This window comes from Enterobacter cloacae complex sp. SYL001 (assembly GCF_049237025.1).
In the GTDB taxonomy this organism is placed as follows: Bacteria; Pseudomonadota; Gammaproteobacteria; order Enterobacterales; family Enterobacteriaceae; genus Enterobacter; species Enterobacter intestinihominis.
Window position 1 is genome coordinate 46,814 of sequence record NZ_JBMKJI010000009.1, and the last position, 24,442, is coordinate 71,255.

At 56.0% G+C, this 24,442-nt stretch carries 25 protein-coding genes; 17 read left to right on the top strand and 8 right to left on the bottom strand.

Going from position 1 to position 24,442, the window contains the following annotated elements:
- Positions 1-115: 115 nt before the first annotated feature.
- The 7 genes from flhB (at position 116) to ACOTZP_RS11105 (ending at position 7,737) form a co-directional block, all read left to right on the top strand.
- Positions 116-1,264, top strand: a complete 1,149-nt coding sequence (flhB, locus tag ACOTZP_RS11075) for a flagellar biosynthesis protein FlhB (RefSeq protein ID WP_022648500.1) — start codon at positions 116-118, stop codon at positions 1,262-1,264.
- Complete coding sequence (gene flhA / locus ACOTZP_RS11080) at positions 1,257-3,335, top strand: flagellar biosynthesis protein FlhA (protein WP_003859723.1); 2,079 nt, start codon at positions 1,257-1,259, stop codon at positions 3,333-3,335. The genes flhB and flhA overlap by 8 nt, the downstream gene beginning before the upstream one ends.
- Entirely contained in the window at positions 3,335-3,727 is a 393-nt protein-coding gene (flhE, locus tag ACOTZP_RS11085; protein WP_045308578.1) for a flagellar protein FlhE, read from the top strand. Before flhA ends, flhE begins: the two co-directional genes overlap by 1 nt.
- Positions 3,728-3,988: 261 nt before the next feature.
- A complete protein-coding gene (locus tag ACOTZP_RS11090; protein ID WP_022648498.1) occupies positions 3,989-5,572 on the top strand; it encodes an MFS transporter in 1,584 nt (527 codons plus the stop codon).
- Between the two features lie 4 nt (positions 5,573-5,576).
- A complete protein-coding gene (locus ACOTZP_RS11095) occupies positions 5,577-6,716 on the top strand; it encodes a glycoside hydrolase family 88/105 protein (RefSeq protein ID WP_045308666.1) in 1,140 nt (379 codons plus the stop codon).
- A 244-nt stretch (positions 6,717-6,960) separates the two neighbouring features.
- Positions 6,961-7,251, top strand: coding sequence for a hypothetical protein (locus ACOTZP_RS11100; RefSeq protein WP_022648496.1), 291 nt, complete (start codon positions 6,961-6,963; stop codon positions 7,249-7,251).
- A gap of 45 nt (positions 7,252-7,296) precedes the next feature.
- Positions 7,297-7,737 carry a DUF3421 domain-containing protein gene (locus ACOTZP_RS11105; RefSeq protein WP_022648495.1) on the top strand — a complete coding sequence of 147 codons (441 nt, stop codon included), beginning with the start codon at positions 7,297-7,299 and terminating at the stop codon, positions 7,735-7,737.
- Positions 7,738-7,782: 45 nt separating this feature from the next.
- Here ACOTZP_RS11105 and argS read toward each other — a convergent pair whose 3' ends face one another.
- Positions 7,783-9,516 (bottom strand): arginine--tRNA ligase, encoded by a 1,734-nt coding sequence (argS, locus tag ACOTZP_RS11110; RefSeq protein ID WP_271075227.1) that lies wholly within the window; start codon positions 9,514-9,516, stop codon positions 7,783-7,785.
- 238 nt (positions 9,517-9,754) lie between these two features.
- Between argS and ACOTZP_RS11115 the strand changes: the two genes are divergently transcribed.
- Positions 9,755-10,315 carry a VOC family protein gene (locus tag ACOTZP_RS11115; RefSeq protein ID WP_023306486.1) on the top strand — a complete coding sequence of 187 codons (561 nt, stop codon included), beginning with the start codon at positions 9,755-9,757 and terminating at the stop codon, positions 10,313-10,315.
- Between the two features lie 78 nt (positions 10,316-10,393).
- Positions 10,394-11,137, top strand: a complete 744-nt coding sequence (cutC, locus tag ACOTZP_RS11120; RefSeq protein ID WP_023300450.1) for a copper homeostasis protein CutC — start codon at positions 10,394-10,396, stop codon at positions 11,135-11,137.
- Positions 11,138-11,335: 198 nt separating this feature from the next.
- On the opposite strand, the gene cmoB is transcribed toward cutC, so the two are convergent.
- Genes cmoB through ACOTZP_RS11145 form a run of 5 tightly spaced genes read right to left on the bottom strand, consistent with a single transcriptional unit; the run spans position 11,336 to position 14,916 of the window.
- Positions 11,336-12,307, bottom strand: a complete 972-nt coding sequence (gene cmoB / locus ACOTZP_RS11125) for a tRNA 5-methoxyuridine(34)/uridine 5-oxyacetic acid(34) synthase CmoB (protein WP_063146305.1) — start codon at positions 12,305-12,307, stop codon at positions 11,336-11,338.
- Positions 12,304-13,047: a carboxy-S-adenosyl-L-methionine synthase CmoA gene (gene cmoA, locus ACOTZP_RS11130; RefSeq protein ID WP_048965809.1), complete on the bottom strand. Its 744-nt coding sequence runs from the start codon at positions 13,045-13,047 to the stop codon at positions 12,304-12,306. Before cmoA ends, cmoB begins: the two co-directional genes overlap by 4 nt.
- Positions 13,048-13,087: 40 nt before the next feature.
- On the bottom strand, positions 13,088-13,483 hold the full coding sequence (locus ACOTZP_RS11135) for an MAPEG family protein (protein ID WP_003859737.1): 396 nt from the start codon (positions 13,481-13,483) through the stop codon (positions 13,088-13,090).
- Between the two features lie 51 nt (positions 13,484-13,534).
- A complete protein-coding gene (locus ACOTZP_RS11140; protein WP_126291684.1) occupies positions 13,535-14,353 on the bottom strand; it encodes a DUF72 domain-containing protein in 819 nt (272 codons plus the stop codon).
- Complete coding sequence (locus ACOTZP_RS11145; RefSeq protein WP_022648490.1) at positions 14,350-14,916, bottom strand: hydrolase; 567 nt, start codon at positions 14,914-14,916, stop codon at positions 14,350-14,352. The genes ACOTZP_RS11140 and ACOTZP_RS11145 overlap by 4 nt, the downstream gene beginning before the upstream one ends.
- A 263-nt stretch (positions 14,917-15,179) precedes the next feature.
- On the opposite strand from ACOTZP_RS11145, the gene aspS reads away from it, so the two are divergent.
- From aspS to ruvB, 6 genes are all read left to right on the top strand, one after another.
- The gene (gene aspS / locus ACOTZP_RS11150; protein ID WP_022648489.1) at positions 15,180-16,952 is read left to right on the top strand and encodes an aspartate--tRNA ligase; all 1,773 of its coding nucleotides are present in this window, start codon (positions 15,180-15,182) and stop codon (positions 16,950-16,952) included.
- A 1-nt stretch (position 16,953) separates the two neighbouring features.
- On the top strand, positions 16,954-17,397 hold the full coding sequence (nudB, locus tag ACOTZP_RS11155) for a dihydroneopterin triphosphate diphosphatase (protein ID WP_023300445.1): 444 nt from the start codon (positions 16,954-16,956) through the stop codon (positions 17,395-17,397).
- Between the two features lie 27 nt (positions 17,398-17,424).
- Positions 17,425-18,165 carry a YebC/PmpR family DNA-binding transcriptional regulator gene (locus ACOTZP_RS11160; protein ID WP_003859747.1) on the top strand — a complete coding sequence of 247 codons (741 nt, stop codon included), beginning with the start codon at positions 17,425-17,427 and terminating at the stop codon, positions 18,163-18,165.
- Positions 18,166-18,199: 34 nt separating this feature from the next.
- Positions 18,200-18,721: a crossover junction endodeoxyribonuclease RuvC gene (gene ruvC, locus ACOTZP_RS11165; protein WP_014884319.1), complete on the top strand. Its 522-nt coding sequence runs from the start codon at positions 18,200-18,202 to the stop codon at positions 18,719-18,721.
- 80 nt (positions 18,722-18,801) lie between these two features.
- Entirely contained in the window at positions 18,802-19,416 is a 615-nt protein-coding gene (gene ruvA, locus ACOTZP_RS11170; protein ID WP_022648487.1) for a Holliday junction branch migration protein RuvA, read from the top strand.
- An 8-nt stretch (positions 19,417-19,424) separates the two neighbouring features.
- On the top strand, positions 19,425-20,435 hold the full coding sequence (ruvB, locus tag ACOTZP_RS11175) for a Holliday junction branch migration DNA helicase RuvB (RefSeq protein ID WP_006811035.1): 1,011 nt from the start codon (positions 19,425-19,427) through the stop codon (positions 20,433-20,435).
- A 52-nt stretch (positions 20,436-20,487) separates the two neighbouring features.
- Here the strand turns inward: ruvB and znuB are convergent, their stop codons facing one another.
- Both znuB and znuC read right to left on the bottom strand, forming a co-directional pair.
- The gene (gene znuB / locus ACOTZP_RS11180; protein ID WP_022648485.1) at positions 20,488-21,273 is read right to left on the bottom strand and encodes a zinc ABC transporter permease subunit ZnuB; all 786 of its coding nucleotides are present in this window, start codon (positions 21,271-21,273) and stop codon (positions 20,488-20,490) included.
- Positions 21,270-22,025: a zinc ABC transporter ATP-binding protein ZnuC gene (gene znuC, locus ACOTZP_RS11185; RefSeq protein WP_003859757.1), complete on the bottom strand. Its 756-nt coding sequence runs from the start codon at positions 22,023-22,025 to the stop codon at positions 21,270-21,272. Before znuC ends, znuB begins: the two co-directional genes overlap by 4 nt.
- 77 nt (positions 22,026-22,102) lie before the next feature.
- Here znuC and znuA point away from each other — a divergent pair, with 77 nt between their 5' ends.
- Together znuA and mepM are read left to right on the top strand one after the other, a co-directional pair.
- Complete coding sequence (gene znuA, locus ACOTZP_RS11190) at positions 22,103-23,047, top strand: zinc ABC transporter substrate-binding protein ZnuA (protein ID WP_032622452.1); 945 nt, start codon at positions 22,103-22,105, stop codon at positions 23,045-23,047.
- 15 nt (positions 23,048-23,062) lie between these two features.
- The gene (gene mepM, locus ACOTZP_RS11195; protein ID WP_022648483.1) at positions 23,063-24,382 is read left to right on the top strand and encodes a murein DD-endopeptidase MepM; all 1,320 of its coding nucleotides are present in this window, start codon (positions 23,063-23,065) and stop codon (positions 24,380-24,382) included.
- The last annotated feature ends 60 nt before the right edge of the window (positions 24,383-24,442 follow it).

The following is a 24,442-nucleotide window of genomic DNA, read 5'->3' on the forward strand; positions in this document are numbered from 1 at the left end:
AGGTTGTTCAGAACAAAAACAGCGAAAAGAGCCCGAATAAACGGGCTTTTCCCGCCATTGGATTTTCTCTGCGCTGGCATGATACCCGTGAATTAATGGGCTGCGAGCAGGCACAGTGGCAGAAGAGAACGACGACAAAACAGAAGCCCCCACACCCCACCGACTTGAAAAAGCCCGTGAGGATGGGCAGATCCCCCGATCCCGAGAGCTGACCTCCCTGCTGATCCTGGTGGTGGGCGTCTGCATAATCTGGTGGGGCGGGGAGATGCTTGCCCGCAGACTGGCGGGAATGCTCTCTGCTGGCTTACGTTTTGATCACAGCATGGTCAATGACCCCAATCTGATCCTCATTCAGATCATCAACCTGGTAAAAAGCGCCATGATCGCTCTGCTGCCGTTGATTGCCGGGGTGGTCATCGTGGCTCTTGTTTCGCCGGTCATGCTCGGTGGCCTGGTGTTCAGCGGTAAATCGCTGCAACCAAAATTCTCCAAGCTCAACCCGCTACCCGGTATTGCGAAAATGTTTTCAGCTCAAACCGGGGCTGAGCTTCTTAAAGCGATCCTGAAATCGCTTCTTATGGGCAGTGCTGCCGGGTTTTTTCTGTGGCACCACTGGCCGGAGATGATGCGTCTGATCAGTGAATCCCCCATGACGGCGATGAAGAATGCCCTGAACCTGGTCGGATTAGGCTCGCTGCTGGTGGTTCTCAGCATTATTCCGATGGTGGCGTTCGACGTTATCTTCCAGATCTTTTCCCATATCAAGAAGCTGCGAATGTCGCGTCAGGATATTCGCGATGAATATAAACAGATGGAAGGCGACCCGCACGTCAAGGGCCGTATCCGCCAGATGCAACGTGCTGCCGCGCGTCGTCGCATGATGGAAGATGTGCCGAAAGCCGATGTGATTGTCACTAACCCGACCCACTACTCCGTGGCGCTTCAGTACGACGAAAACAAAATGAGCGCACCGAAAGTGGTGGCGAAAGGGGCCGGGCTAATTGCGCTGCGCATTCGTGAGATCGCGACGGAAAACCGCGTACCGATCCTTGAAGCACCGCCATTAGCCCGTGCGCTGTATCGCCACGCGGAAATTGGACAACAGATCCCGGGCCAGCTCTACGCCGCTGTCGCAGAGGTGCTGGCCTGGGTGTGGCAACTGAAACGCTGGCGTTTAGCGGGCGGTCAACGACCTGTAAAACCTGAGAACCTTCCGGTGCCTGAAGCACTGGATTTTTTGAACGAGAAGGACACTGATGGCTAATCTGGTGGCAATGTTGCGCCTGCCCGGCAACCTGAAATCGACGCAATGGCAGATCCTTGCCGGACCGATTCTGATCCTGCTAATTCTGTCGATGATGGTGCTGCCGTTACCGGCATTTATCCTCGACCTGCTTTTCACCTTCAACATTGCGTTGTCCATCATGGTGCTGCTGGTGGCGATGTTCACCCAGCGCACGCTGGAGTTCGCCGCGTTTCCGACGATCCTGCTGTTCACCACGCTGCTGCGCCTCGCGCTGAACGTTGCCTCCACGCGTATCATCCTGATGGAAGGGCACACCGGCGCGGCGGCGGCGGGCAAGGTGGTCGAAGCCTTCGGTCACTTCCTGGTGGGCGGCAACTTCGCCATCGGTATCGTGGTGTTCGTCATTCTGGTGATTATCAACTTCATGGTTATCACTAAAGGGGCGGGGCGTATCGCAGAAGTGGGCGCGCGCTTCGTGCTCGACGGGATGCCGGGCAAGCAGATGGCAATCGACGCCGACCTGAATGCCGGGCTGATTGCGGAAGATGAAGCAAAAAAACGCCGTGCCGAAGTGACCCAGGAGGCAGATTTCTACGGCTCCATGGACGGTGCGAGTAAGTTTGTGCGCGGTGACGCCATCGCGGGCATTCTGATCATGGTGATTAACGTCGTCGGCGGCCTGCTCGTCGGCGTGCTGCAACACGGCATGGACATGGGCCACGCAGCGGAAAGCTATACGCTGCTGACCATTGGTGATGGTCTGGTGGCGCAGATCCCGGCACTGGTGATCTCCACCGCGGCGGGCGTAATTGTGACCCGCGTCAGCACCGATCAGGATGTAGGCGAGCAGATGGTGGGGCAGTTGTTCAGCAACCCGCGCGTTATGCTGCTCTCCGCGGCGGTACTGGGCCTGCTCGGTATGGTGCCGGGCATGCCAAACCTGGTATTCCTGCTGTTCACTGCCGCGCTGCTGGGCCTTGCCTGGTGGATGCGTGGCCGCGAAACGCAGCCTAAGGCAGAGCCAGCGCCGGTCAAAATGCCTGAGAACACCCAGGCGGTGGAAGCCACCTGGAACGACGTTCAGCTCGAAGATTCGCTGGGGATGGAAGTGGGGTACCGCCTTATCCCGATGGTGGACTTCCAGCAGGATGGCGAACTGCTTGGCCGTATCCGCAGCATTCGTAAAAAATTCGCCCAGGACATGGGCTTCCTGCCGCCGGTGGTGCATATCCGGGACAATATGGATCTCCCGCCCGCACGCTACCGCATCCTGATGAAAGGGGTGGAAATCGGCAGCGGTGATGCGTACCCCGGCCGCTGGCTGGCGATTAACCCGGGCACGGCCGCTGGCACGTTGCCGGGTGAGCAGACGACCGACCCGGCCTTTGGTCTGGCGGCCATCTGGATTGAGAGCGCCCTGAAAGAGCAGGCGCAGATCCAGGGTTACACGGTTGTTGAGGCCAGTACCGTGGTCGCGACGCACCTCAACCATCTGATTGGCCAGTTCTCCGCGGAACTGTTTGGACGTCAGGAGGCGCAGCAGCTGCTTGACCGCGTAACGCAGGAGATGCCAAAGCTAACCGAAGATTTGGTGCCGGGCGTGCTTACCTTAACCACCCTGCACAAAGTGCTGCAAAATCTGCTTGATGAGAAGGTGCCGATCCGCGATATGCGCACCATTCTGGAAACACTGGCCGAGCATGCGCCGCTCCAGAGCGATCCACATGAGCTGACGGCGGTGGTGCGCGTGGCGCTCGGGCGCGCCATAACCCAGCAATGGTTCCCGGGAACAGGCGAAGTGCAGGTGATTGGCCTGGACACGCCGCTGGAACGTCTGCTGCTTCAGGCCCTACAGGGCGGTGGCGGGCTGGAGCCGGGTCTGGCGGACAGATTGCTGGCGCAAACCCAGGAGGCGCTGGCGCGTCAGGAGATGCTGGGCGCGCCGCCGGTGCTGCTGGTGAATCATGCGCTGCGTCCGCTGCTGTCGCGCTTCCTGCGCCGGAGCCTGAACCAGCTGGTGGTGCTGTCGAATATGGAGCTGTCCGATAACCGCAATATTCGCATGACGGCGACCATAGGAGGGAAATAATGCGTAAGTGGCTGTGGATCTTATTTTTCCCGCTGGCGGTGCAGGCCGCAGGCGAGGGGGCATGGCAGGCCAGCAGTATCGGCTTAACGCTCAACCATCGGGGGGAGTCGATCTCCTCCCGTCCGCTGTCAGCCTCTGAGACCGTCTCCGGGCAGATGACGCTGGTGGCCTGGAATTACACCCTGACGGGACCCACACCGGCCGGGTTGCGGGTGCGGCTGTGCTCGCTGACCCGCTGCGCGGAAATCGAGGGCCAAAGTGGCATCACCCAGGCCTTCAACGGGGTGTCTGCTCAGGAACCTTTACGCTTTATCTGGGAAGTGCCAGGCGGCGGACGCCTGATCCCGGCGCTGAAGGTTCAGCGCAACGAGGTGCTCGTCAACTACCGCTAACTGCCCGCCTTTTCGCCAGTCTTCAGGCATTTCTGAAGGCTGGCTCGCAAAATTGACCTTCCCTTTTGATACAAAAGAAACGCTGTTTTATAAATCAGTGACACGCGTATTGACACTCTTTGCATTTTTGCCATTCACCACCCTGTGATGGCAGAAACAGAAAGGTTTCACCAGGTCGATACTTTTACTGTAGCCGTGTAAAAGCTCCCGGACGAGGTTTGCTTACAGGGAGTCTCCCAAAACTGATTAGGGTTGACGGCAATGAAAACACGTAAAATTGGACTCGCAAATTATCTTGCTTACGGTTCAGGGGACTTCCTCGGAGCGGGGACTACCGCCCTGACGGCCGCCTGGCTTTTGTATTTTTATACGACCTTCTGTGGACTCACACCGATTGAAGCAACCTTTATCTTCGCCGCCGCAAGGGTGCTGGATGCGGTTGTCAGTCCGTTAATGGGCTTTTTAACCGATAATTTTGGTACCACCTGGCTGGGTAAGCGTTTTGGCCGGCGTAAGTTCTTCATCCTGCTCGGTATTCCCTGCGTTTTCAGCTACTCGCTGATGTGGGTAGGGGACATGAGTTTCTGGTATTACCTCCTGACGTATCTGATCTTTGATATTGTTTACACCATGATTCTGGTGCCGTATGAAACGCTGGTGCCGGAAATGACTGACGATTTCAAACAAAAAACCAAATTCTCCGGGGCGCGTATCTCCATGGCCCAGATGTCCGCCATTCTGGCCTCCTTCCTGCCGGGGATCCTGCTCACGCATTTCGGCAAAGACAACGCGATCTCCTTCTTCTATGCAAGCCTGGTCTTCTCTGTACTCTGCGCGCTGATGCTTACTTTCGTCTGGTTCTTCACCTGGGAGCGTCCGCGGGAAGAGTGGTCTGAAGCAGCCCTGCGCGCTGAAGAAGAGAAGAAAAAGCTGACCCTGGGACAGAGCCTGAACCGTCTTTTTGTCGAATTAAGTTCGACGCTGCGTATCAAGATTTTCCGCCAGCATCTGGGCATGTATCTCGGCGGCTATATTGCCCAGGATGTGTTCAACGCCGTATTCACCTATTACGTGGTGTTTGTGCTGATGCAGGAAGCATCCATGGCGTCCAACCTGCTGGGCACGATGGCCATCTTCCAGTTCCTCGCCGTGATTGGCATGATCCCGCTGTGCATTCGCTTCGGGCCTGCGCCGTCTTACCGCATGGTGGTCGTGCTGTTTGGCCTGGCCTCGCTCTCTTACGCGGTGCTTTATTACGCGGGCCTGAGCGACGTTTACGCTCTGCTGCTGCTGATCTCTGCGGTTGCCGGTCTTGGCCGCGGGGGTATCAACTACGTACCGTGGAATACCTACACCTATATTGCTGACGTGGACGAAGTGATCACCGGTCAGCGTCGCGAAGGGATCTTCGCGGGCATCATGACGCTGACCCGTAAAGCGTCCCAGGCCGGTGCGGTAATGCTGGTGGGGATCGTGATGCAGATGTCTGGCTTTGTCAGCGGTCAAAAAGTGCAGCCTGCGGAAGTGAGCCACACTATCCTGATGATCCTGAGCGTCGGCACCATTCTGGTACTGTTCTGCGGCTTCCTGGTCTCCCTGCGCTTCAAACTCAATTTGCAGACCCACAGCACCCTGCGTGAAGAGACCGCGAAAATGCGCGAGTCCGGCCATGCGATGCCGGAGGCGGCGACCCCGCAGGCCCGCGCCACCGTGGAGATGCTGGCCGGTATGCCGTATGAATCCCTGTGGGGCAACAATAATATCGGTTACCTGAATCGCAACAAGCCAGCGGCCCCTTCACTGAAGGATCGTGCGGTACTGAATTCGACATACAACAGAGGTTAAGATGATGAAAGTTTGGCCTGTCAAACATAGCCCGTTACTGCGTCAGCCTGAGCGCTTTATCGCCAGGGATGAACTGAAATCGCTGATTCAAAAGGTGACGCATAATCTGGTCAATATCCACGACAAAACGGGTGAGTTTTTGCTGCGGCTGGACGACGGGCGCGTGATCGACACCAAAGGCTGGGCCGGATGGGAATGGACGCACGGCGTTGGTTTGTACGGTATCTGGCAGTATTACTGCCAGACCGGTGACGCAGGCATGCGCGAGATTATCGACAGCTGGTTTACTGACCGTTTCGCAGAAGGCGCAACCACCAAAAACGTGAATACCATGTCGCCGTTCCTGACACTGGCGTATCGCTACGAAGAGACCAAAAACCCGGCCTGGCTGCCGTGGCTGGAAAGCTGGGCGGAATGGGCGATGAATGAGATGCCGCGCACCGAACATGGCGGCATGCAGCACATCACACTGGCGGAAGAGAACCATCAGCAGATGTGGGATGACACGCTGATGATGACGGTGCTGCCGCTGGCGAAAATCGGCAAGCTGCTTAATAAGCCGGAGTACGTCGAGGAGGCGATCTATCAGTTCCTGCTCCACGTACAGAACCTGATGGATCGTGAGACGGGGCTGTGGTTCCACGGCTGGAATTACGACGGCAATCACAACTTTGCCCGGGCCCGCTGGGCGCGCGGCAACAGCTGGCTGACCATCGTGATCCCGGATTTCCTCGAACTGGTGGATCTGCCAGAAAACAACGCCGTTCGTCGCTATCTGGTGCAGGTGCTAAATGCGCAGATCGCCGCACTGGCAAAATGTCAGGATGAGAGTGGATTGTGGCATACGCTGCTGGACGATCCTGATTCTTATCTGGAGGCGTCGGCCACGGCAGGGTTTGCCTACGGCATTCTGAAAGCCGTGCGCAAGCGGTATGTCGGCGCAGAGTATGCAGAGGTGGCGGAGAAAGCGATCCGCGGTATCGTGCAAAACATCTCGCCGGAAGGGGAACTGCTGCAAACGTCCTTCGGGACGGGGATGGGCAGCGATCTGGCGTTTTACCGCCAGATACCGCTGACCTCGATGCCGTATGGCCAGGCAATGGCAATTCTGTGTCTGACGGAATATTTGCGGAAATATTTTTAATACCTGAATAATAATCTCATTACTGCAAAGCCTCTTTTAGAAGAGGCTTTTTTTATAATGGCACCGGGAAAATACCTTACGCTATCAATATCAGGCGTGTTATATATTGATGTGGTGAATACTAGGCTGGAAATACATTACGCTTAATATTAAATCGTGATTTTCTTCACAAAACACAATTCGTATTTATCCTGTTTTTTATCTGCGTTAAGATTCTTCTAATATTCATACAAGGAGTGATGCAATGGAAAATACAATGGGCGGTATTATCGTTAACCCTGCTGTAAATATGCATGCCGATAAAATGTCTGATGAACATATCAATATGTTCGACACGGTTTTCAAGGATATTGATGGTGCGGGTTATTTCCCACTACTGTATGTCGGAAGCCAGCTTGTGGCTGGCCAGTTCCATACCTTTATTGCGCTTCGCCGTTTTATCCATGCGGAAGGCCCGGAAAAATCACTGGTTAAGGTGATTATTTTTCAAAGCCTGAATAATGACTTTGCCATTCATTCAATTTCTGAGTTTTAATGATTTTAACTACGGATAATTATTTAGACTGAAAAGGACATCATTATGTGGAAATCAGCGAAAAGAGATGAGTTTATCCCATTGGACGCGCCTGTAGCAGGTTATGAAATAGGTGTTCCTGGTATCAAAGGACCATCTCCATTGTTTATTATTCGCGCAAAAGTGAATGGTGGGATTCATCCGGGGAAATGGGTGTTCGGCAATACGGCATGGGTCCCATGGGGAGGAAGAGAGCACTTTTGTAATGAATTTGAAGTTTACGTGGGCGCTTTAAAATGGGTAGACGTTAAGGATAAACATTTCCCACCGAATATGGTTGAGGCGGGACATGAAGCCAATGGCACTAAGCTCTACGTTGCCCGCGCAAAATTCGATAACGGTCTCTTTGTGGGTAAAGCTGGAAGTCACCTCAGCAGAGGTTGCTGCATCGGCTATAACGGCAGAGAGTATGAATTAGATACCTTCCAGGTACTCGTTCACGACTGATGGCGTTCATTTATAAAAAAACCCGGCAACCGCCGGGTTTCTTTTTTACATACGTTCTATGGTTTCGATACCCAGAGTATCCAGACCCAGTTTCAGGGTCTTCGCCGTCAGCTGCGCCAGCTTCAGGCGGCTGTTACGCACCGCTTCGCTCTCGGCGGTCAGGATAGGGCAGTGTTCGTAGAAGCCAGAGAACAGACCGGCCAGATCGTAAAGGTAAGCGCACATAACGTGCGGCGTACCGTCGCGCGCGACCACAGAGAGCGTCTCTTCGAACTGAAGCAGGCGGGCAGCCAGCTGTGCTTCACGGTCTTCGGTAAGGGTCACCGTGGCGTTCGCCAGCACGCTTTCGTCAATACTGGCTTTACGGAAGACGGAGAGTACGCGGGTGTAAGCGTACTGCATGTATGGCGCCGTGTTGCCTTCAAACGCCAGCATGTTGTCCCAGTCGAAGATATAGTCGGTGGTACGGTTCTTGGAGAGATCCGCGTATTTTACCGCACCGATCCCAACCGCGTTAGCCAGTTTCTCCAGCTCTTCAGCAGGCATGTCCGGGTTCTTCTCGGCCACCAGGCGACGGGCGCGCTCCAGCGCTTCATCCAGCAGATCGGAGAGCTTCACGGTGCCGCCCGCACGGGTTTTGAACGGCTTACCGTCTTTACCCAGCATCATGCCGAACATGTGGTGTTCCAGCGGCACGGATTCAGGTACATAACCCGCTTTACGCACGATAGTCCACGCCTGCATCAGGTGCTGGTGCTGACGGGAGTCGATGTAATACAGCACGCGGTCTGCATGCAGGGTTTCGTAACGGTATTTCGCACAGGCGATATCGGTGGTGGTGTAGAGATAGCCGCCATCCTTTTTCTGGACGATCACGCCCATCGGTTCGCCTTCCTTGTTTTTATACTCATCAAGGAATACTACCGTTGCGCCTTCGCTTTCCACCGCCAGGTTTTTGGCTTTCAGGTCCGCCACAATGCCCGGCAGCATCGGGTTATACAGGCTTTCACCCATTACGTCGTCGCGGGTCAGGGTCACGTTCAGACGGTTATAGGTAAGCTGGTTCTGGGACATGGTGATGTCCACCAGCTTGCGCCACATCTCGAGGAAGTACGGATCGCCGCCTTGAAGTTTCACCACGTAGCTGCGCGCGCGCTCGGCAAAGGCTTCGTCTTCGTCGTAGTGTTTTTTGGCTTCACGGTAGAAACCTTCCAGGTCTGCCAGCGCCATTTCGCCTGCGTTTTCCTGCTGCTGTTTTTCCAGATATGCGATCAGCATACCGAACTGCGTGCCCCAGTCGCCTACGTGGTTAGCGCGGATCACCTTGTGACCGAGGAACTCCAGGGTACGCACGGCCGCATCACCGATAATGGTGGAGCGCAGGTGACCGACGTGCATCTCCTTCGCCACGTTTGGCGCGGAGTAGTCAACCACCACAGTCTGCGCTTCTGGCTGAGCCACGCCAAGACGGTCAGATTTCAGCGCCGCGTCAACGTGGCTTGCCAGGAACGCAGGCTCAAGGAAAATGTTGATAAAGCCCGGACCGGCGATTTCGGTTTTGCTGGCGATGCCGTTGAGATCCAGATGCGTCAGTACCTGCTCAGCGAGCTGTCGTGGCGGCATGCCCAGTTTTTTAGCCACTGCCATCACGCCATTAGCCTGATAGTCGCCAAACTGTACTTTCGCTGACTGACGAACCTGTGGTTCGCAATCCGCAGGCGCACCTGCGGCAATCAGTGCCTGACTGACTTTTTCTGAGAGAAGAGCCTGAATATTCACCTGGATACCTTACGTTTTTGATGCGGGTAAAAAACACCCACGCCAGTTTAAGAATTTAGGGCGGGAGTATACTGCAAATGCCCTCGGGCGTCAGCCCTGCGGGGGGCGAAGATCGCTCAGAATCCAGGCGAAGACGGTATGCATAATCATGCAGTCAAAAAAACCGTGATTCTGCGGTTGGTCGACAGAGATCAACAGAGTAAATTAGCGGCTTTGCGACACGAAACGAGACTGACCTATGGCGAACTGGCACACCATTGACGAACTGCATGATATTTCCGCAGATTTACCGCGCTTCACCCAGGCGTTCACAGAACTTGCCACCCGTCTCGGGCTGGATATCGCGCCGCTTGAGGCCGATCACATCTCTTTGCGCTGCCACCAGAATGCCACCGCAGAACGCTGGCGGCGTGGCTTTGAGCAGTGCGGAGAACTGCTGTCAGAGAATATCATTAACGGTCGCCCGATTTGCCTGTTCAAACTTCACGCGCCGGTTACGGTGGCGCATTGGCAATTCACCGTTGTGGAACTGCCCTGGCCAGGAGAGAAGCGTTATCCGCACGAAGGCTGGGAGCATATCGAAATTGTTCTGCCTGGGGAGCCCGAGACGCTGAACGCCCGTGCGCTGGCGCTGCTGTCCGACGAGGGGTTAAGCCAGCCGGGTATTTTCGTCAAAACCAGCTCGCCAAAAGGTGAGCGCGAACGCTTACCGAACCCTACGCTTGCCGTAACGGACGGCAGCGTGACGGTGAAATTCCATCCCTGGACTATTGAGCAGATCGTCGCCAGCGAAGCGTAAGCACTGTGAGCGTCGATCCAGACACGAATCGGGCAACGTGCCACGATGGTACGTTGAGTGAAATTTAAGGAGGATGACATGGCGCTGCTGGAAATTTGTTGTTACAGCGTGGAGTGTGCCGTCACTGCGCAACGGCAGGGGGCCGATCGCATCGAGCTTTGCGCGGCACCGAAAGAAGGGGGATTAACCCCGTCCTTTGGCGTGCTGAAATCAGCCCGTCAGGCCATCACCATTCCGGTGCACCCGATTATTCGCCCGCGCGGCGGTGATTTTTGTTATACGGCGGGTGAGTTCAGTGCCATGCTTGAGGATATCGCCCTCGTCCGTGATTCCGGTTTTCCGGGCCTGGTGATCGGTGTGCTGGACGAAGACGGAAACATCGATCTTTCGCGTATGCGCCAGGTCATGCGCGCAGCCCAGGGAATGGCGGTCACTTTTCATCGTGCGTTCGATATGTGTCAGGATCCGATACAAGCCTTTGATACGCTGGCAGAACTGGGCGTGGCGCGCGTTCTGACGTCGGGCCAGCAGCCCTCGGCTGAAAAAGGACTGAAATTAATTACGGAACTAAAAGCACATTCCGGTGTTCCAATAATCATGGCGGGCGCAGGAGTACGCGCCAGCAATCTGGAACTGTTTTTAAACGCAGGGGTGGAAGAGCTACACAGCTCGGCGGGTAAATGGATACCTTCACCCATGCGTTATCGCAATACAGGGTTGTCAATGTCGACGGATGCTGAAGCGGATGAGTACTCGCGCTACGGTGTGGATGGAGAGTCGGTTGCGGAAATGAAATCGCTGATTGAACGTCATCACGTGTAGCAACGTACCGATTTTTACCGCGCATCATGTCGCCCAATATGATGCTTGCTTGTACCAGGCCCCTGCAATTTCAACAGGGGCCTTTTTTTATTCTTGCCCCTCACCCTAACCCTCTCCCCAAAGGGGAAAGGGGACTGCACGGTGCGGTCTTTTCACCCTCGCCCCTTTGGGGAGAGGGCCGGGGTGAGGGGATAAATACTACGGCTTCGTTGCAATCAGCACCGCACGCATCGGGGCCGGATAGCCTTCGATGGTTTTACTGTGATCGTCCGGGTCGAGGAACTGCTCCAGCGATTCGGTGATCATCCATTCGGTGCGGCGCTGTTCCTCAACCGACGTCACGCACACATCGGCGATGCGTACATCGACAAACCCACATTTCTCCAGCCAGTTCTTCAGCGCCAGCGCGGAAGGGATGAAGTAAACGTTGCGCATCTGCGCATAGCGATCGCCTGGCACCAGAACGGCATGTTCATCCCCTTCGATAACCAGCGTTTCCAGCACCAGCTCACCGCCGCTGACCAGCTGATCTTTCAGTTGCCAGAGATGCTCCAGCGGGGAACGACGGTGGTACAGCACGCCCATCGAGAACACGGTATCAAAGGCTTTCAGAGCAGGGAGTTGCTCGATACCCAGCGGCAGCAGGTGCGCACGCTGGTCGTTACCCAGCAGCTTTCGCACCGCTTCAAACTGGCACAGGAACAGCTGCATCGGATCGATACCGACGGCCAGATGCGCGCCTGCGCCGATCATGCGCCACATGTGATAGCCGCTACCGCAGCCCACGTCCAGAATGGTGCGCCCGGTCAGGTCGGATAAATGCGGCAGAACGCGATCCCACTTCCAGTCTGAGCGCCATTCGGTATTGATGTTCACGCCGTACAGCGAGAACGGCCCTTTGCGCCACGGCATCAGGTTACGCATCAGCGTTTCAATGCGGTTGATCTGCCCGGCCGGGAGCGGCTCTTCGCTCTCCGCCGTCACGCTGTGCAGTAAATCCAGACGATGAGGCGTCAGTTCAGGCAGAAACTCCACGGCGTTGGACCACTGCTTCAACAGACCATGCTGCTGATCGCGCTGCCAGGTGGCAATTTGCGCAGGCAGGGTTTCCAGCCAGTGGGATAGGTGGTTTTTGGCAATCAGCTGATAGAAATTACCGAACTCGATCATGCTGCGTCTCCGGCTTTCAGCGCCACCAGAGAACCAAAGTTAAAGCACTGGAACCACAGTTCGCTGTGTTCAAATCCGGCTTTGCGCAGGCGCGCTTTGTGGGTTTCAACGGAATCCGTCAGCATGACGTTTTCAAGCATGCTGCGCTTCTGGCTGATCTCCAGCTCGCTGTAGCCGTTTGCACGCTTGAAATCATGGTGCATATTGAACAGCAATTCGCCCACGCTGGCGTCTTCAAAGCTGAATTTCTCAGACAACACCAGCGCGCCGCCCGGGTTCAGACCCTGATAAATTTTATCCAGCAACCGCTGACGATCGTCCGGCACCAGGAACTGAAGGGTAAAGTTCAGGACCACCATCGAGGCGTTCTGGATGTCGATATCGCGGATATCGCCTTCAACCACCTCCACAGGCGTAGGGGCTTTATACGCGTCAATGTGGCGACGGCAGCGTTCAACCATGGCCGGTGAGTTATCGACAGCCACAATCTTGCAGCCATCGTGATGAACGTTACGACGAATGGACAGCGTTGCCGCTCCTAGCGAACAGCCCAGGTCATAGACCTGCGTGCCGGGTTGAACGAAACGCTCCGCCAGCATGCCGATCATGGAGATGATATTGGAATAACCGGGAACAGAGCGCTGGATCATATCCGGGAAGACTTCGGCTACCCGTTCATCAAAGGTCCAGTCGCCCAGGCTGGCGATAGGCGCGGAAAAAAGCGTGTCGCGATCTGACATAACGTAAAAATCCGGGAAAAATAAAGGGGCATATTGTGCGCTAATGGAAGGAGAAAACCAACTCCCACGGCATATACCAAAGGTTAGCCAGCACCATCAGCAAAAGCGAGCACCAGGTCGCGCTCATGCCGGAACGACGCCAGCGGATCAGGCGGTGGTGAAAACCATAATAATGCATCAAACGACCTGCAATCAGCAGCAGCCCACAGACGTGCACCATCCAGGTTTCAGCGCCATCCATCTCCATTAACAGCAGTAAAATTAACGCGACGGGAATGTACTCGACCGCGTTGCCGTGGATCCGGATTGCGCTTTGCAGCTCAGAAAAGCCCCCGTCACCGTAGGAGACGCGGTACTGCATTCTCAGGCGCACAACATCAAATGAAAATTTAATCAGCAGTAATGCACCTAACACCGCATACAGCGCGCTGACCATACTAACTCCCTGTTTTTGGCAGATGGCACGTCTCTATGATAGGGGGTGATTTCAGAAAAGAGAAGATTGTTGTGGGATGGACGGCGCGGGGCCAACCGACGGAACCGCCTGCTGCAAGGCCTGCCAGAGAGCATCGACCAGTTCAGGTGCCTGGGCAATATCCGGCGTATGTAAAAACAGGTACGGAGTGGTGGTTTGCTCCCATTTCGCGAGCGTTTGCAGCCAGACGGCGAACATCTCTTCATTCTGTTGCATGTTATCGCTGCCGATAAACCGCACCATCGGGTTCTGCGCGGTAACAATGGCGTGAACCGGTACTTTCGGTTTTTTGCGCTGGGCATCAACAACGGCTTCGCTGTGCGGGATTGCGCTGTGCACGGGGCGGCTGTCGAGGATCACGCGGTTGACCGATCGTTCATGCAGGCCGCGATTCAGCGCTTTCTCCGCGTCACCTTTGGCAAAGAAATCTGGATGCCTCACCTCCACACCGTACGTGAAATCGTGGGGCAGGGCGTCGAGAAACTGCCAGAGGGCTTGTAGATCGCGCGGGCCGAACGTGGCGGGAAGCTGGAGCCAGTACTGGCCAACACGGTTTGCCAGGGGCGACATCCGGGTGAAAAACTCGTAGGTTAAATCATCGCAGTTTCGCAGTGCGGCGTTGTGGGAGATGGTTGCCGGAAATTTGAAGCAAAAGCGGAAATCGTCGGTGGTTTGCTCGCGCCAGCGCTCGACGATCTCCGTGCGTGGCAGAGCGTACAGCGTGGTATTGCCCTCCACGCAGTTAAAGTGTCGGGCATACTCTTCAAGGCCAGTAATACCCAGGCGCACCCATTTCGGGTGCGACCACTGGGGCAAACCCACGTACATCATAGCGCGCTGAGGATCTCATCCGTGCTGCGCACGCGACCAATACGCGGGAAGATATGGGTCATGCTGCCCTGATGCTGATCCGCAGAGGCTGCGCTGCACGCATCTTCCGCTATCACCAGGTTAAAGCCCAGCTCCCAGGCGTTACGGGCGGTGGATTCCACACCGATGTTGGTGGAGATCCCGCACAGAATAATAGTGTCTATCCCGCGACGGCGCAGCTGGAGCTCCAGGTCAGTGCCATAGAATGCGCCCCACTGGCGTTTGGTGACTTCTAAATCGCTGTCGCGTTTACCGAGCGAGACCGGGTATGTCCACCAGTTGTCCGGCAGCGCATGCGCCGGGGCCTGAGCATCAACTGGCTGCTTTAGCGCTTCGGCGAAATCAGTGGACCAGCCGACGCGCACCATGACGACAGGCGCACCGCTGGCCCGGCATTTTTCCGCCAGACGCGCAGCACGGCTTACAACATCGTCAGCGGTGTGTGGACCACCGGCAAAAGGCAGGATCCCTTCCTGTAAATCAATGACCACAAGGGCGGTTTTGGTGGCATCAAGCGTTAACATTGTCACTCCAGTAAAATTAATTGCTTTTTTACACCTTACGACGGGATGGCCTGTTATCGGTCGGATAATTTTGTTAATTTTTGTGAGAATAGACAATAAGAGCACAGCAAACACGCGTCAGGCCGTGCTTCGCTCTTATCGTGCGGCAGAATTTCCAGTATAATAGCCGCCTTTTTTCATCCAGTTGTGACATACAGAAAGCTGCGACATCGTAGCCTGTAAGACAGGCGACAATCAGCCTGCGGCTAATTAAGGGATATCTCATGCGTACAGAATATTGCGGGCAGCTGCGTCAGTCCCACGTCGGGCAGCAGGTCACCCTGTGTGGTTGGGTCAATCGTCGTCGCGATCTTGGTAGCCTTATCTTTATTGATATGCGTGACCGCGAAGGTATCGTTCAGGTGTTCTTCGATCCGGATCGCGCTGATGCGTTGAAGCTGGCCTCTGAGCTGCGTAATGAGTTCTGCATTCAGGTGACGGGCACCGTGCGTGCGCGTGACGAGAAAAACATCAACGCCGATATGGCGACCGGTGCTATCGAAGTGCTGGCGTCCGATCTGGTGATTATCAATCGCGCAGAAGCGTTGCCGCTGGACTCCAACCACGTCAACACCGAAGAAGCGCGTCTTAAATACCGCTACCTGGATCTGCGTCGCCCGGAGATGGCTCAGCGCCTGAAAACCCGTGCGAAAATCACCAGCCTGGTGCGTCGCTTTATGGATGACCACGGTTTCCTCGATATTGAAACCCCGATGCTGACCAAAGCCACGCCGGAAGGCGCGCGCGACTACCTGGTGCCATCCCGCGTCCATAAGGGCAAATTCTACGCGCTGCCACAGTCACCACAGCTGTTCAAGCAGCTGCTGATGATGTCCGGCTTCGACCGCTACTATCAGATCGTGAAATGCTTCCGCGATGAAGATCTGCGTGCAGACCGTCAGCCAGAATTTACCCAGATCGATGTGGAAACCTCCTTCATGACCGCCGGGCAGGTGCGTGAGGTGATGGAAGCCCTGGTGCGTAGCCTGTGGAACGACGTGAAAGGCGTTGAGCTGGGCGATTTCCCAATCATGACCTTCGCGGAAGCCGAGCGTCGCTACGGCTCCGACAAACCAGACCTGCGTAACCCAATGGAGCTGGTGGACGTGGCAGACCTGGTGAAAGCCGTTGAGTTCGCGGTCTTTGCTGGTCCGGCTAACGATCCGAAAGGCCGCGTGGCTGCCCTGCGCGTACCGGGCGGTGCTGCGCTGAGCCGTAAGCAGATTGACGACTACGGCAACTTCATCAAGATCTACGGTGCGAAAGGTCTGGCCTATATTAAAGTAACCGAGCGTGCTAAAGGTCTGGAAGGCATTACCAGCCCTGTTGCGAAATTCCTGAATGCGGACATCGTGGAAGCTATTCTGGAGCGCACCGGCGCGCAGGACGGCGACATGATCTTCTTCGGCGCAGACAACAAGAAAGTCGTTGCGGATGCGATGGGCGCGCTGCGTCTGAAGCTCGGCAAAGACCTGAACCTGACCGATGAAAGCAAATGGGCGCCGCTGTGGGTGATCGACTTCCCGATGTTTGAAGACGACGGTGAAGGCGGCCTGACCGCGATGCACCACCCGTTCACCTCGCCAAAAGACATGACGGCGGCGGAACTGAAGGCTGCACCGGAAGATGCGGTAGCGAATGCCTACGATATGGTTATCAACGGCTACGAAGTGGGCGGCGGCTCCGTGCGTATTCACAGCGGTGAAATGCAGCAGACCGTGTTCGGCATTCTGGGCATTAACGAGCAGGAGCAGCGCGAGAAGTTTGGCTTCCTGCTGGACGCCCTGAAATACGGTACGCCTCCGCACGCGGGTCTGGCCTTTGGTCTTGACCGTCTGACCATGCTGCTGACCGGCACCGACAACATCCGTGATGTTATCGCCTTCCCGAAAACCACCGCAGCGGCGTGTCTGATGACTGAAGCGCCAAGCTTTGCCAACCCGGCCGCGCTGGCTGAGCTGGGCATTGAGGTGGTGAAGAAGGAAGAGAAAAACTGATATGGCATATAAGCGTCCCGTTTCGGTTCTGGTGGTCATTTATGCAGAAGACTCGAAGCGGGTGCTGATGTTGCAGCGGCGCGACGATCCGGATTTCTGGCAGTCGGTTACCGGCAGTCTGGAAGAGGGGGAGTCCGCGCCGCAGGCCGCCGCGCGTGAAGTAAAGGAAGAGGTCGCCATTGACGTTGCTCGCGAGCAACTGACCCTGAAGGACTGTCAGCGCACGGTGGAGTTTGAAATTTTTAGCCATTTACGTCATCGCTATGCACCGGGAATTGAGCGCAATACGGAATCGTGGTTCTGCCTTGCGCTTCCCCATGAGCGGGAGATCGTGTTCACGGAACACCTGACCTACCGCTGGGTGGATGCGGCGGATGCCGCCGCACTGACCAAGTCATGGAGCAACCGGCAGGCGATAGAAGAATTTGTAATTAACGCTGCCTGAGAAGGCGCGATTTTTGGAGAACTTTTTATGGCAGGTCATAGTAAGTGGGCCAACACCAAACACCGTAAAGCGGCACAGGATGCCAAACGCGGTAAAATCTTTACCAAAATCATTCGTGAGCTGGTAACAGCGGCGCGTCTGGGTGGCGGCGATCCGGCCTCTAACCCACGTCTGCGCGCGGCGGTGGATAAAGCCCTGTCCAACAACATGACGCGAGACACCCTGAACCGTGCAATCGCACGTGGCGTTGGCGGTGATGAAGACGCGAACATGGAAACCATCATTTATGAAGGTTACGGTCCTGGCGGTACGGCGGTGATGGTAGAGTGCCTGTCCGACAACCGTAACCGTACCGTTGCGGAAGTGCGCCACGCGTTCACCAAAACCGGTGGTAATCTGGGCACTGACGGTTCCGTTGCTTACCTGTTCAGCAAAAAAGGCGTCATCTCCTTCGAGAAAGGCGACGAAGATGCGATCATGGAAGCGGCGCTGGAAGCCGGTGCGGAAGACGTTGTGACCTACGACGACGGCGCTATCGATGTCTACACCGCATGGGAAGAGATGGGTGCCGTGCGCGATGCGCTGGAAGCGGCAGGTCTGAAAGCGGATAACGCTGAAGTGTCCATGATCCCTTCCACAAAAGCGGACATGGATGCAGAAACCGCACCGAAACTGCTGCGTCTGATCGACATGCTCGAAGACTGCGACGACGTGCAGGAAGTGTATCACAACGGTGAAATCTCTGATGAGGTTGCAGCGACTCTCTGATGAGAGCCTGTAAACCGTTTACGGGAGACGCGTGATGTCGATTATCCTCGGGATTGACCCCGGCTCACGCGTCACCGGGTATGGCGTTATCCGTCAGGTGGGACGCCAGCTAACCTACCTCGGCAGCGGCTGTATTCGTACCAAAGTGGACGATCTGCCGTCGCGCCTGAAGCTCATTTATGCGGGCGTGTCGGAGATCATCACCCAGTTTCAGCCGGACTTTTTCGCCATCGAGCAGGTCTTTATGGCGAAGAACGCTGACTCGGCGTTAAAGCTCGGGCAGGCGCGCGGCGTGGCGATAGTTGCCGCCGTGAACCAGGACCTGCCAGTGTTTGAATACGCGGCCCGTCAGGTTAAGCAGACGGTGGTGGGCATAGGTAGCGCGGAGAAAAGCCAGGTGCAGCACATGGTGCGTACCCTGCTGAAGCTCCCGGCGAACCCGCAGGCCGACGCCGCCGATGCGCTGGCCATTGCGATTACCCACTGCCACGTCAGCCAGAACGCGATGCAAATGAGTGAGTCGCGGCTCAATCTGGCGCGAGGCAGATTACGATAATGACAAATCAGGCTGGATGTTTATCCAGCCTTTTTTTATTATGTCGGCAGTTAATTTCATCCAGAACGCAGGAGCGTCACGTGATAGGCAGACTCAGAGGCATCATCATTGAAAAACAACCCCCGTTAGTGCTGCTGGAAGTGGGTGGCGTGGGCTATGAAGTCCATATGCCGATGACCTGCTTCTACGAGTTGCCGGAGGCGGGCAAAGAGGCGGTTGTCTTTACCCAGTTTGTGGTGCGTGAAGACGCTCAGCTGCTGTACGGATTCAATAACAAACAGGAACGCACCCTGTTCCGCGAATTAATCAAAACCAACGGCGTCGGGCCCAAGCTGGCGCTGGCGATTCTGTCCGGTATGTCAGCGCCACAGTTTGTGAATGCCGTTGAGCGCGAAGATCCGGCTGCGTTAATTAAACTTCCGGGCATCGGCAAGAAAACCGCCGAGCGCCTGATTGTCGAGATGAAGGACCGGTTTAAAGGTCTGCATGGCGATCTGTTCACTCCGGCAGCCGATCTGGTGCTGACTTCACCGGGCGGGCCAGCGACGGATGATGATGCCGAGCAGGAAGCGGTTGCCGCGCTGGTGGCGCTGGGCTATAAACCTCAGGAGGCCAGCCGTATGGTGAGTAAAGTTGCCAAACCGGATGCCAGCAGTGAAACTCTGATTCGTGAAGCGCTGCGCGCTGCATTGTGAGGTAAAGGATGATTGAAGCAGACCGCCTGGTATCGGCAGGCACCATTCAGCCAGATGACGTGGTGGATCGCGCGATCCGTCCAAAACTGCTGGATGAGTACATTGGCCAGCCGCAGGTTCGTTCTCAGATGGAGATTTTCATCCAGGCGGCAAAGCTGCGCGGCGATGCGCTCGATCACCTGTTGATTTTTGGTCCGCCGGGGTTAGGTAAAACCACTCTGGCGAATATCGTCGCCAACGAAATGGGCGTTAACCTGCGTACCACCTCCGGCCCGGTGCTGGAGAAAGCAGGGGACCTGGCGGCGATGCTGACCAACCTCGAACCGCATGACGTGCTGTTTATCGATGAAATCCACCGCCTGTCACCGGTGGTGGAGGAAGTGCTCTATCCGGCGATGGAGGATTACCAGCTGGATATCATGATCGGCGAAGGCCCGGCCGCGCGCTCGATCAAAATCGATCTGCCACCGTTTACTCTGATTGGTGCCACGACGCGAGCCGGCTCGCTGACCTCACCGCTACGTGACCGTTTTGGTATCGTGCAGCGTCTGGAGTTTTATCAGGTGCCCGATCTTCAGCATATTGTGGGTCGCAGCGCGCGCTACATGGGGCTGGATATGAGCGAAGAGGGAGCGTTTGAAGTGGCGAAACGTTCCCGCGGTACGCCGCGTATCGCCAACCGCCTGCTGCGTCGCGTGCGTGATTTTGCCGAGGTGAAGCACGATGGCACCATTTCGGCTGACATTGCTGCGCAGGCGCTGGATATGCTGAACGTTGATGCCGAAGGCTTTGACTATATGGACCGTAAGCTGCTGCTGGCAGTGCTGGATAAGTTCTTTGGCGGGCCGGTGGGGTTGGATAACCTGGCGGCGGCAATTGGCGAAGAGCGTGAGACTATCGAGGATGTGCTGGAGCCGTATCTGATCCAGCAGGGCTTTTTACAGCGTACCCCGCGTGGTCGTATGGCGACGGTGCGGGCGTGGAATCATTTCGGCATTACGCCGCCCGCGATGCCGTAAGTAGCGATTAATGGTAGCCCCGGTAAGCGAAGCGCCACCGGGGACATGCTGACTACTGCGCGGTTTTTTTCATCATACTGAAAATAAACAACACCGCCGCGCACAATACCACCGACGGCCCCGCTGGCGTGTCATAAAACGCCGAGAAGGTTAATCCGCCCGTCACTGCGATCATCCCGATTATCACCGCGATACCGGCCATTTGCTCCGGCGTACGCGCAAAACGACGCGCCGTGGCGGCAGGGATTATCAACAGCGACGTGATGATCAGCGCGCCAACAAATTTCATCGCTACCCCGATGGTTAACGCCGTCACCAGCATCAAGAGCAGCTTCACGCGCTGAAGCTTCACGCCGTCGACAAAGGCCAGATCGGGGCTGACGGTCATTGCCAGTAAATTCCGCCACTGCCACAGCAGGATCCCGAGCACCACCACCACGCCAATGGCAATGGAAATCAGATCTTCGGGCGTGACGGCCAGCAGATCGCCGAACAGATAGGCCATCAGGTCCACGCGGATGTTGGACATCAGGCTCACCACCACCAGGCCCAGCGACAGGGCGCTGTGCGCCATAATGCCGAGCAGGGTATCAATGGCCAGGTGAGGGCGTTTTTCCAGCCAGACCAGACCGGCGGCCAGCAGCAGCGTGACGACAATCACCGCATAAAAAGGGTTCACGTCCAGCAACAAACCAAACGCGACACCCAGCAATGACGCATGGGCCAGCGTATCGCCGAAATAGGACATTCTGCGCCAGACGACAAACGAGCCGAGTGGACCCGCGGCGCAGGCAAGCATAATCCCGGCCAGCCAGCCGGGCAATAACAGTTCAATCATGAGTGTCCATTTCCCCGACGCAGGACAATTCGTCCCTGTAAATCATGGCGGTGATTGTGATTATGGCGATAGATGCCCAGCTGTTCGGCGCCACGATGGCCAAACATGGAGATAAATTCGGGATGCATTGACACCACTTCCGGCGTGCCGGAACAACAGATGTGATGGTTCAGGCACAGCACTTCGTCGGTTTTGGCCATTACCAGATGCAGATCATGGGAGACCATCAGCACCGCGCAGTTAAGCTCCCGACGGAGCTGGTCGATAAGATCGTACAGCGCAACCTGACCGTTGACGTCGACACCCTGCGTCGGCTCGTCCAGGACCAGCAGCTGAGGGCTGCTGAGCAGGGCGCGGGCAAGCAATACGCGCTGGGTTTCACCGCCCGACAGCTTTTGCAAAGGCGCCTCAACAAGATGTCCCGCCTGAACGCGTTTTAGCGCCGGTAGGATATCCGCTTTACGCGTACCGGGACGGAGACGCAGGAAGCGGCTCACCGTCAGGGGCAGGGTGGCATCAAGATGTAATTTTTGCGGCACATAGCCGATACGCAATTTGTCCTCGCGGACGATAACACCTGCGTCAGGGGCTACCAGGCCTAATACGACGCGCACCAGCGTCGATTTGCCTGCACCGTTAGGGCCGAGCAGCGTGAGTATTTTGCCGGGCTTCAGATTCAGCGACACGTCAGAAAGGACGCGGCGCTGGCCGAATGAGACCGAAACATTTTCAAGAGAAACTAAAGTCGTCATGTCAATTTAAGCTTGCAGAAGTCATCGAATGTTATAATATCACATTCCACGCATTCATTACGATGATTAGTCGCATTATGTTACAGAAAAATACGCTTCTTTTCGCAGCATTATCCGCTGCTCTTTGGGGGACAACAGCACAAGATGTTAACGCTGCCGTTGTCGCTTCGCTTAAACCACTTGGCTTTATCGCCGCTGCCATCGCCGACGGTGTGACGGACACAGAGGTTCTTCTGCCTGACGGGGCCTCCGAGCATGATTATTCTCTGCGTCCGTCTGATGTAAAACGCTTACAGAACGCGGACTTAGTCGTCTGGATTGGTCCTGAGATGGAAGCGTTCATGCAGAAATCCGCTAAACAGGTCCCTGCGGAGAAACAGGTGACGATTGGTGAGCTGTCCGCTGTGAAACCGTTGCTGATGAAAGGGGCTGAGGACGAGGGCGACGAACACGACCACGACCATGCTCATGGCGAAAAAGGTGACGACCATCACCATCACGGTGAATACAACATGCATCTCTGGCTCTCCCCAGAGATAGCGCGGCTTACAGCGGTTGCAATCCACGACAAATTAGTGGAACTTATGCCGCAAAGTCGAATCAAACTCGACGCCAACCTGAAGGATTTTGAGGCTCAATTAGCCGCAACCGACAAACAGGTAGGTAACGAGCTCGCACCGCTTAAAGGAAAAGGGTACTTCGTTTTTCATGATGCCTACGGGTATTACGAGAAACATTACGGTCTGACCCCATTGGGGCATTTTACCGTCAACCCTGAAATTCAGCCTGGTGCGCAGCGTTTACATGAAATCAGAACACAGTTGGTTGAGCAAAAAGCGACATGCGTTTTTGCTGAGCCACAGTTCAGGCCAGCGGTCGTAGAAGCCGTGGCCAGGGGAACATCCGTGCGCATGGGAACCCTTGACCCGCTAGGTACGAACATCCAGTTGAGCAAAGCGAGCTATTCGCAGTTCCTCAGCCAACTGGCGAATCAGTATGCGAGCTGCCTGAAAGGAGATTAACGAGGAAGTGAATACGTGCAACAGATAGCCCGCTCTGTCGCCCTGGCATTTAACAATCTGCCTCGACCCCACCGCGTTATGCTGGGGTCGCTTACAGTTCTCACGTTAGCGGTCGCCGTCTGGCGGCCCTATGTTTACCACCCGAGTTCTGCCCCTATTATTAAAACCATCGAACTGGAGAAGAGCGAGATCCGCTCTCTGTTGCCTGAGGCCAGCGAGCCTATCGATCAGGCCGCACAGGAAGATGAAGCTATTCCCCAGGATGAGCTGGATGACAAGATCCAGAATGAAACCGGCATTCATGAATATGTTGTTTCTACTGGCGATACGCTGAGCAGCGTCCTGAACCAGTACGGTATCGACATGGGCAACATTAGCCAGCTTGCCGCATCCGATAAAGAGCTGCGTAACCTGAAAATTGGTCAGCAGCTTTCCTGGACCTTAACGCCCGACGGCGATCTGCAACGTCTGACCTGGGAGATGTCCCGTCGCGAAACCCGCACCTACGATCGCACCGCAAACGGTTTCAAAATGACCAGTGAAATGCAGCAGGGCGACTGGGTTAACAGCGTGATGAAAGGGACCGTCGGCGGCAGCTTTGTTTCCAGTGCCCGCGATGCTGGCCTGACCAGCGCTGAAATCAGCTCGGTGATCAAAGCCATGCAGTGGCAGATGGATTTCCGCAAACTGAAAAAAGGCGATCAGTTCTCTGTCCTGATGTCCCGCGAAATGCTGGACGGTAAGCGCGAGCAGAGCCAGCTGGTGGGTGTTCGTCTGCGTTCAGACGGCAAAGACTACTACGCCATTCGCGCGGAAGACGGTAAGTTCTATGACCGCAGCGGTACGGGCCTGGCAAAAGGCTTCCTGCGTTTCCCAACGGCGAAACAGTTCCGCGTCTCCTCCAACTTTAACCCGCGTCGTCTGAACCCGGTAACGGGTCGCGTAGCGCCGCACCGTGGTGTTGACTTCGCCATGCCGCAGGGCACGCCAGTGCTGGCGGTAGGTGATGGTGAAGTGGTCATGGCGAAACGCAGTGGTGCTGCTGGCTACTACGTGGCTATTCGTCACGGTCGTACGTACACCACCCGCTACATGCACCTGCGTAAACTGCTGGTCAAACCGGGCCAGAAAGTGAAACGTGGCGATCGCATCGCGCTGTCCGGTAACACAGGCCGTTCGACGGGGCCGCACCTGCACTACGAAGTGTGGATCAACCAGCAGGCGGTTAACCCGCTGACGGCGAAACTGCCGCGCACCGAAGGGCTGACCGGGAAAGATCGCAAAGATTACCTGGCGCAGGTGAAAGAGGTGATGCCACAGCTGCGCTTCGACTAAGCTAACACCCTCAAAAATAAGCCGGCGTCAGTGTGCGCCGGCTTTTTCTTTTGTACGCGG

Coding starts and splice junctions, on each gene's coding strand:
- cmoA (WP_048965809.1), bottom strand. CDS start 13,047: ATGTCAGATCGCGACACGCTTTTTTCCGCGCCTATCGCCAGCCTGGGC.
- nudB (WP_023300445.1), top strand. CDS start 16,954: ATGGCATATAAGCGTCCCGTTTCGGTTCTGGTGGTCATTTATGCAGAA.
- aspS (WP_022648489.1), top strand. CDS start 15,180: ATGCGTACAGAATATTGCGGGCAGCTGCGTCAGTCCCACGTCGGGCAG.
- ACOTZP_RS11160 (WP_003859747.1), top strand. CDS start 17,425: ATGGCAGGTCATAGTAAGTGGGCCAACACCAAACACCGTAAAGCGGCA.
- ACOTZP_RS11100 (WP_022648496.1), top strand. CDS start 6,961: ATGGAAAATACAATGGGCGGTATTATCGTTAACCCTGCTGTAAATATG.
- ACOTZP_RS11140 (WP_126291684.1), bottom strand. CDS start 14,353: ATGATGTACGTGGGTTTGCCCCAGTGGTCGCACCCGAAATGGGTGCGC.
- ruvB (WP_006811035.1), top strand. CDS start 19,425: ATGATTGAAGCAGACCGCCTGGTATCGGCAGGCACCATTCAGCCAGAT.
- ruvC (WP_014884319.1), top strand. CDS start 18,200: ATGTCGATTATCCTCGGGATTGACCCCGGCTCACGCGTCACCGGGTAT.
- znuA (WP_032622452.1), top strand. CDS start 22,103: ATGTTACAGAAAAATACGCTTCTTTTCGCAGCATTATCCGCTGCTCTT.
- ACOTZP_RS11145 (WP_022648490.1), bottom strand. CDS start 14,916: ATGTTAACGCTTGATGCCACCAAAACCGCCCTTGTGGTCATTGATTTA.
- ACOTZP_RS11090 (WP_022648498.1), top strand. CDS start 3,989: ATGAAAACACGTAAAATTGGACTCGCAAATTATCTTGCTTACGGTTCA.
- znuC (WP_003859757.1), bottom strand. CDS start 22,025: ATGACGACTTTAGTTTCTCTTGAAAATGTTTCGGTCTCATTCGGCCAG.
- ACOTZP_RS11095 (WP_045308666.1), top strand. CDS start 5,577: ATGAAAGTTTGGCCTGTCAAACATAGCCCGTTACTGCGTCAGCCTGAG.
- ACOTZP_RS11115 (WP_023306486.1), top strand. CDS start 9,755: ATGGCGAACTGGCACACCATTGACGAACTGCATGATATTTCCGCAGAT.
- ACOTZP_RS11135 (WP_003859737.1), bottom strand. CDS start 13,483: ATGGTCAGCGCGCTGTATGCGGTGTTAGGTGCATTACTGCTGATTAAA.
- flhA (WP_003859723.1), top strand. CDS start 1,257: ATGGCTAATCTGGTGGCAATGTTGCGCCTGCCCGGCAACCTGAAATCG.
- ACOTZP_RS11105 (WP_022648495.1), top strand. CDS start 7,297: ATGTGGAAATCAGCGAAAAGAGATGAGTTTATCCCATTGGACGCGCCT.
- cmoB (WP_063146305.1), bottom strand. CDS start 12,307: ATGATCGAGTTCGGTAATTTCTATCAGCTGATTGCCAAAAACCACCTA.
- flhE (WP_045308578.1), top strand. CDS start 3,335: ATGCGTAAGTGGCTGTGGATCTTATTTTTCCCGCTGGCGGTGCAGGCC.
- cutC (WP_023300450.1), top strand. CDS start 10,394: ATGGCGCTGCTGGAAATTTGTTGTTACAGCGTGGAGTGTGCCGTCACT.
- znuB (WP_022648485.1), bottom strand. CDS start 21,273: ATGATTGAACTGTTATTGCCCGGCTGGCTGGCCGGGATTATGCTTGCC.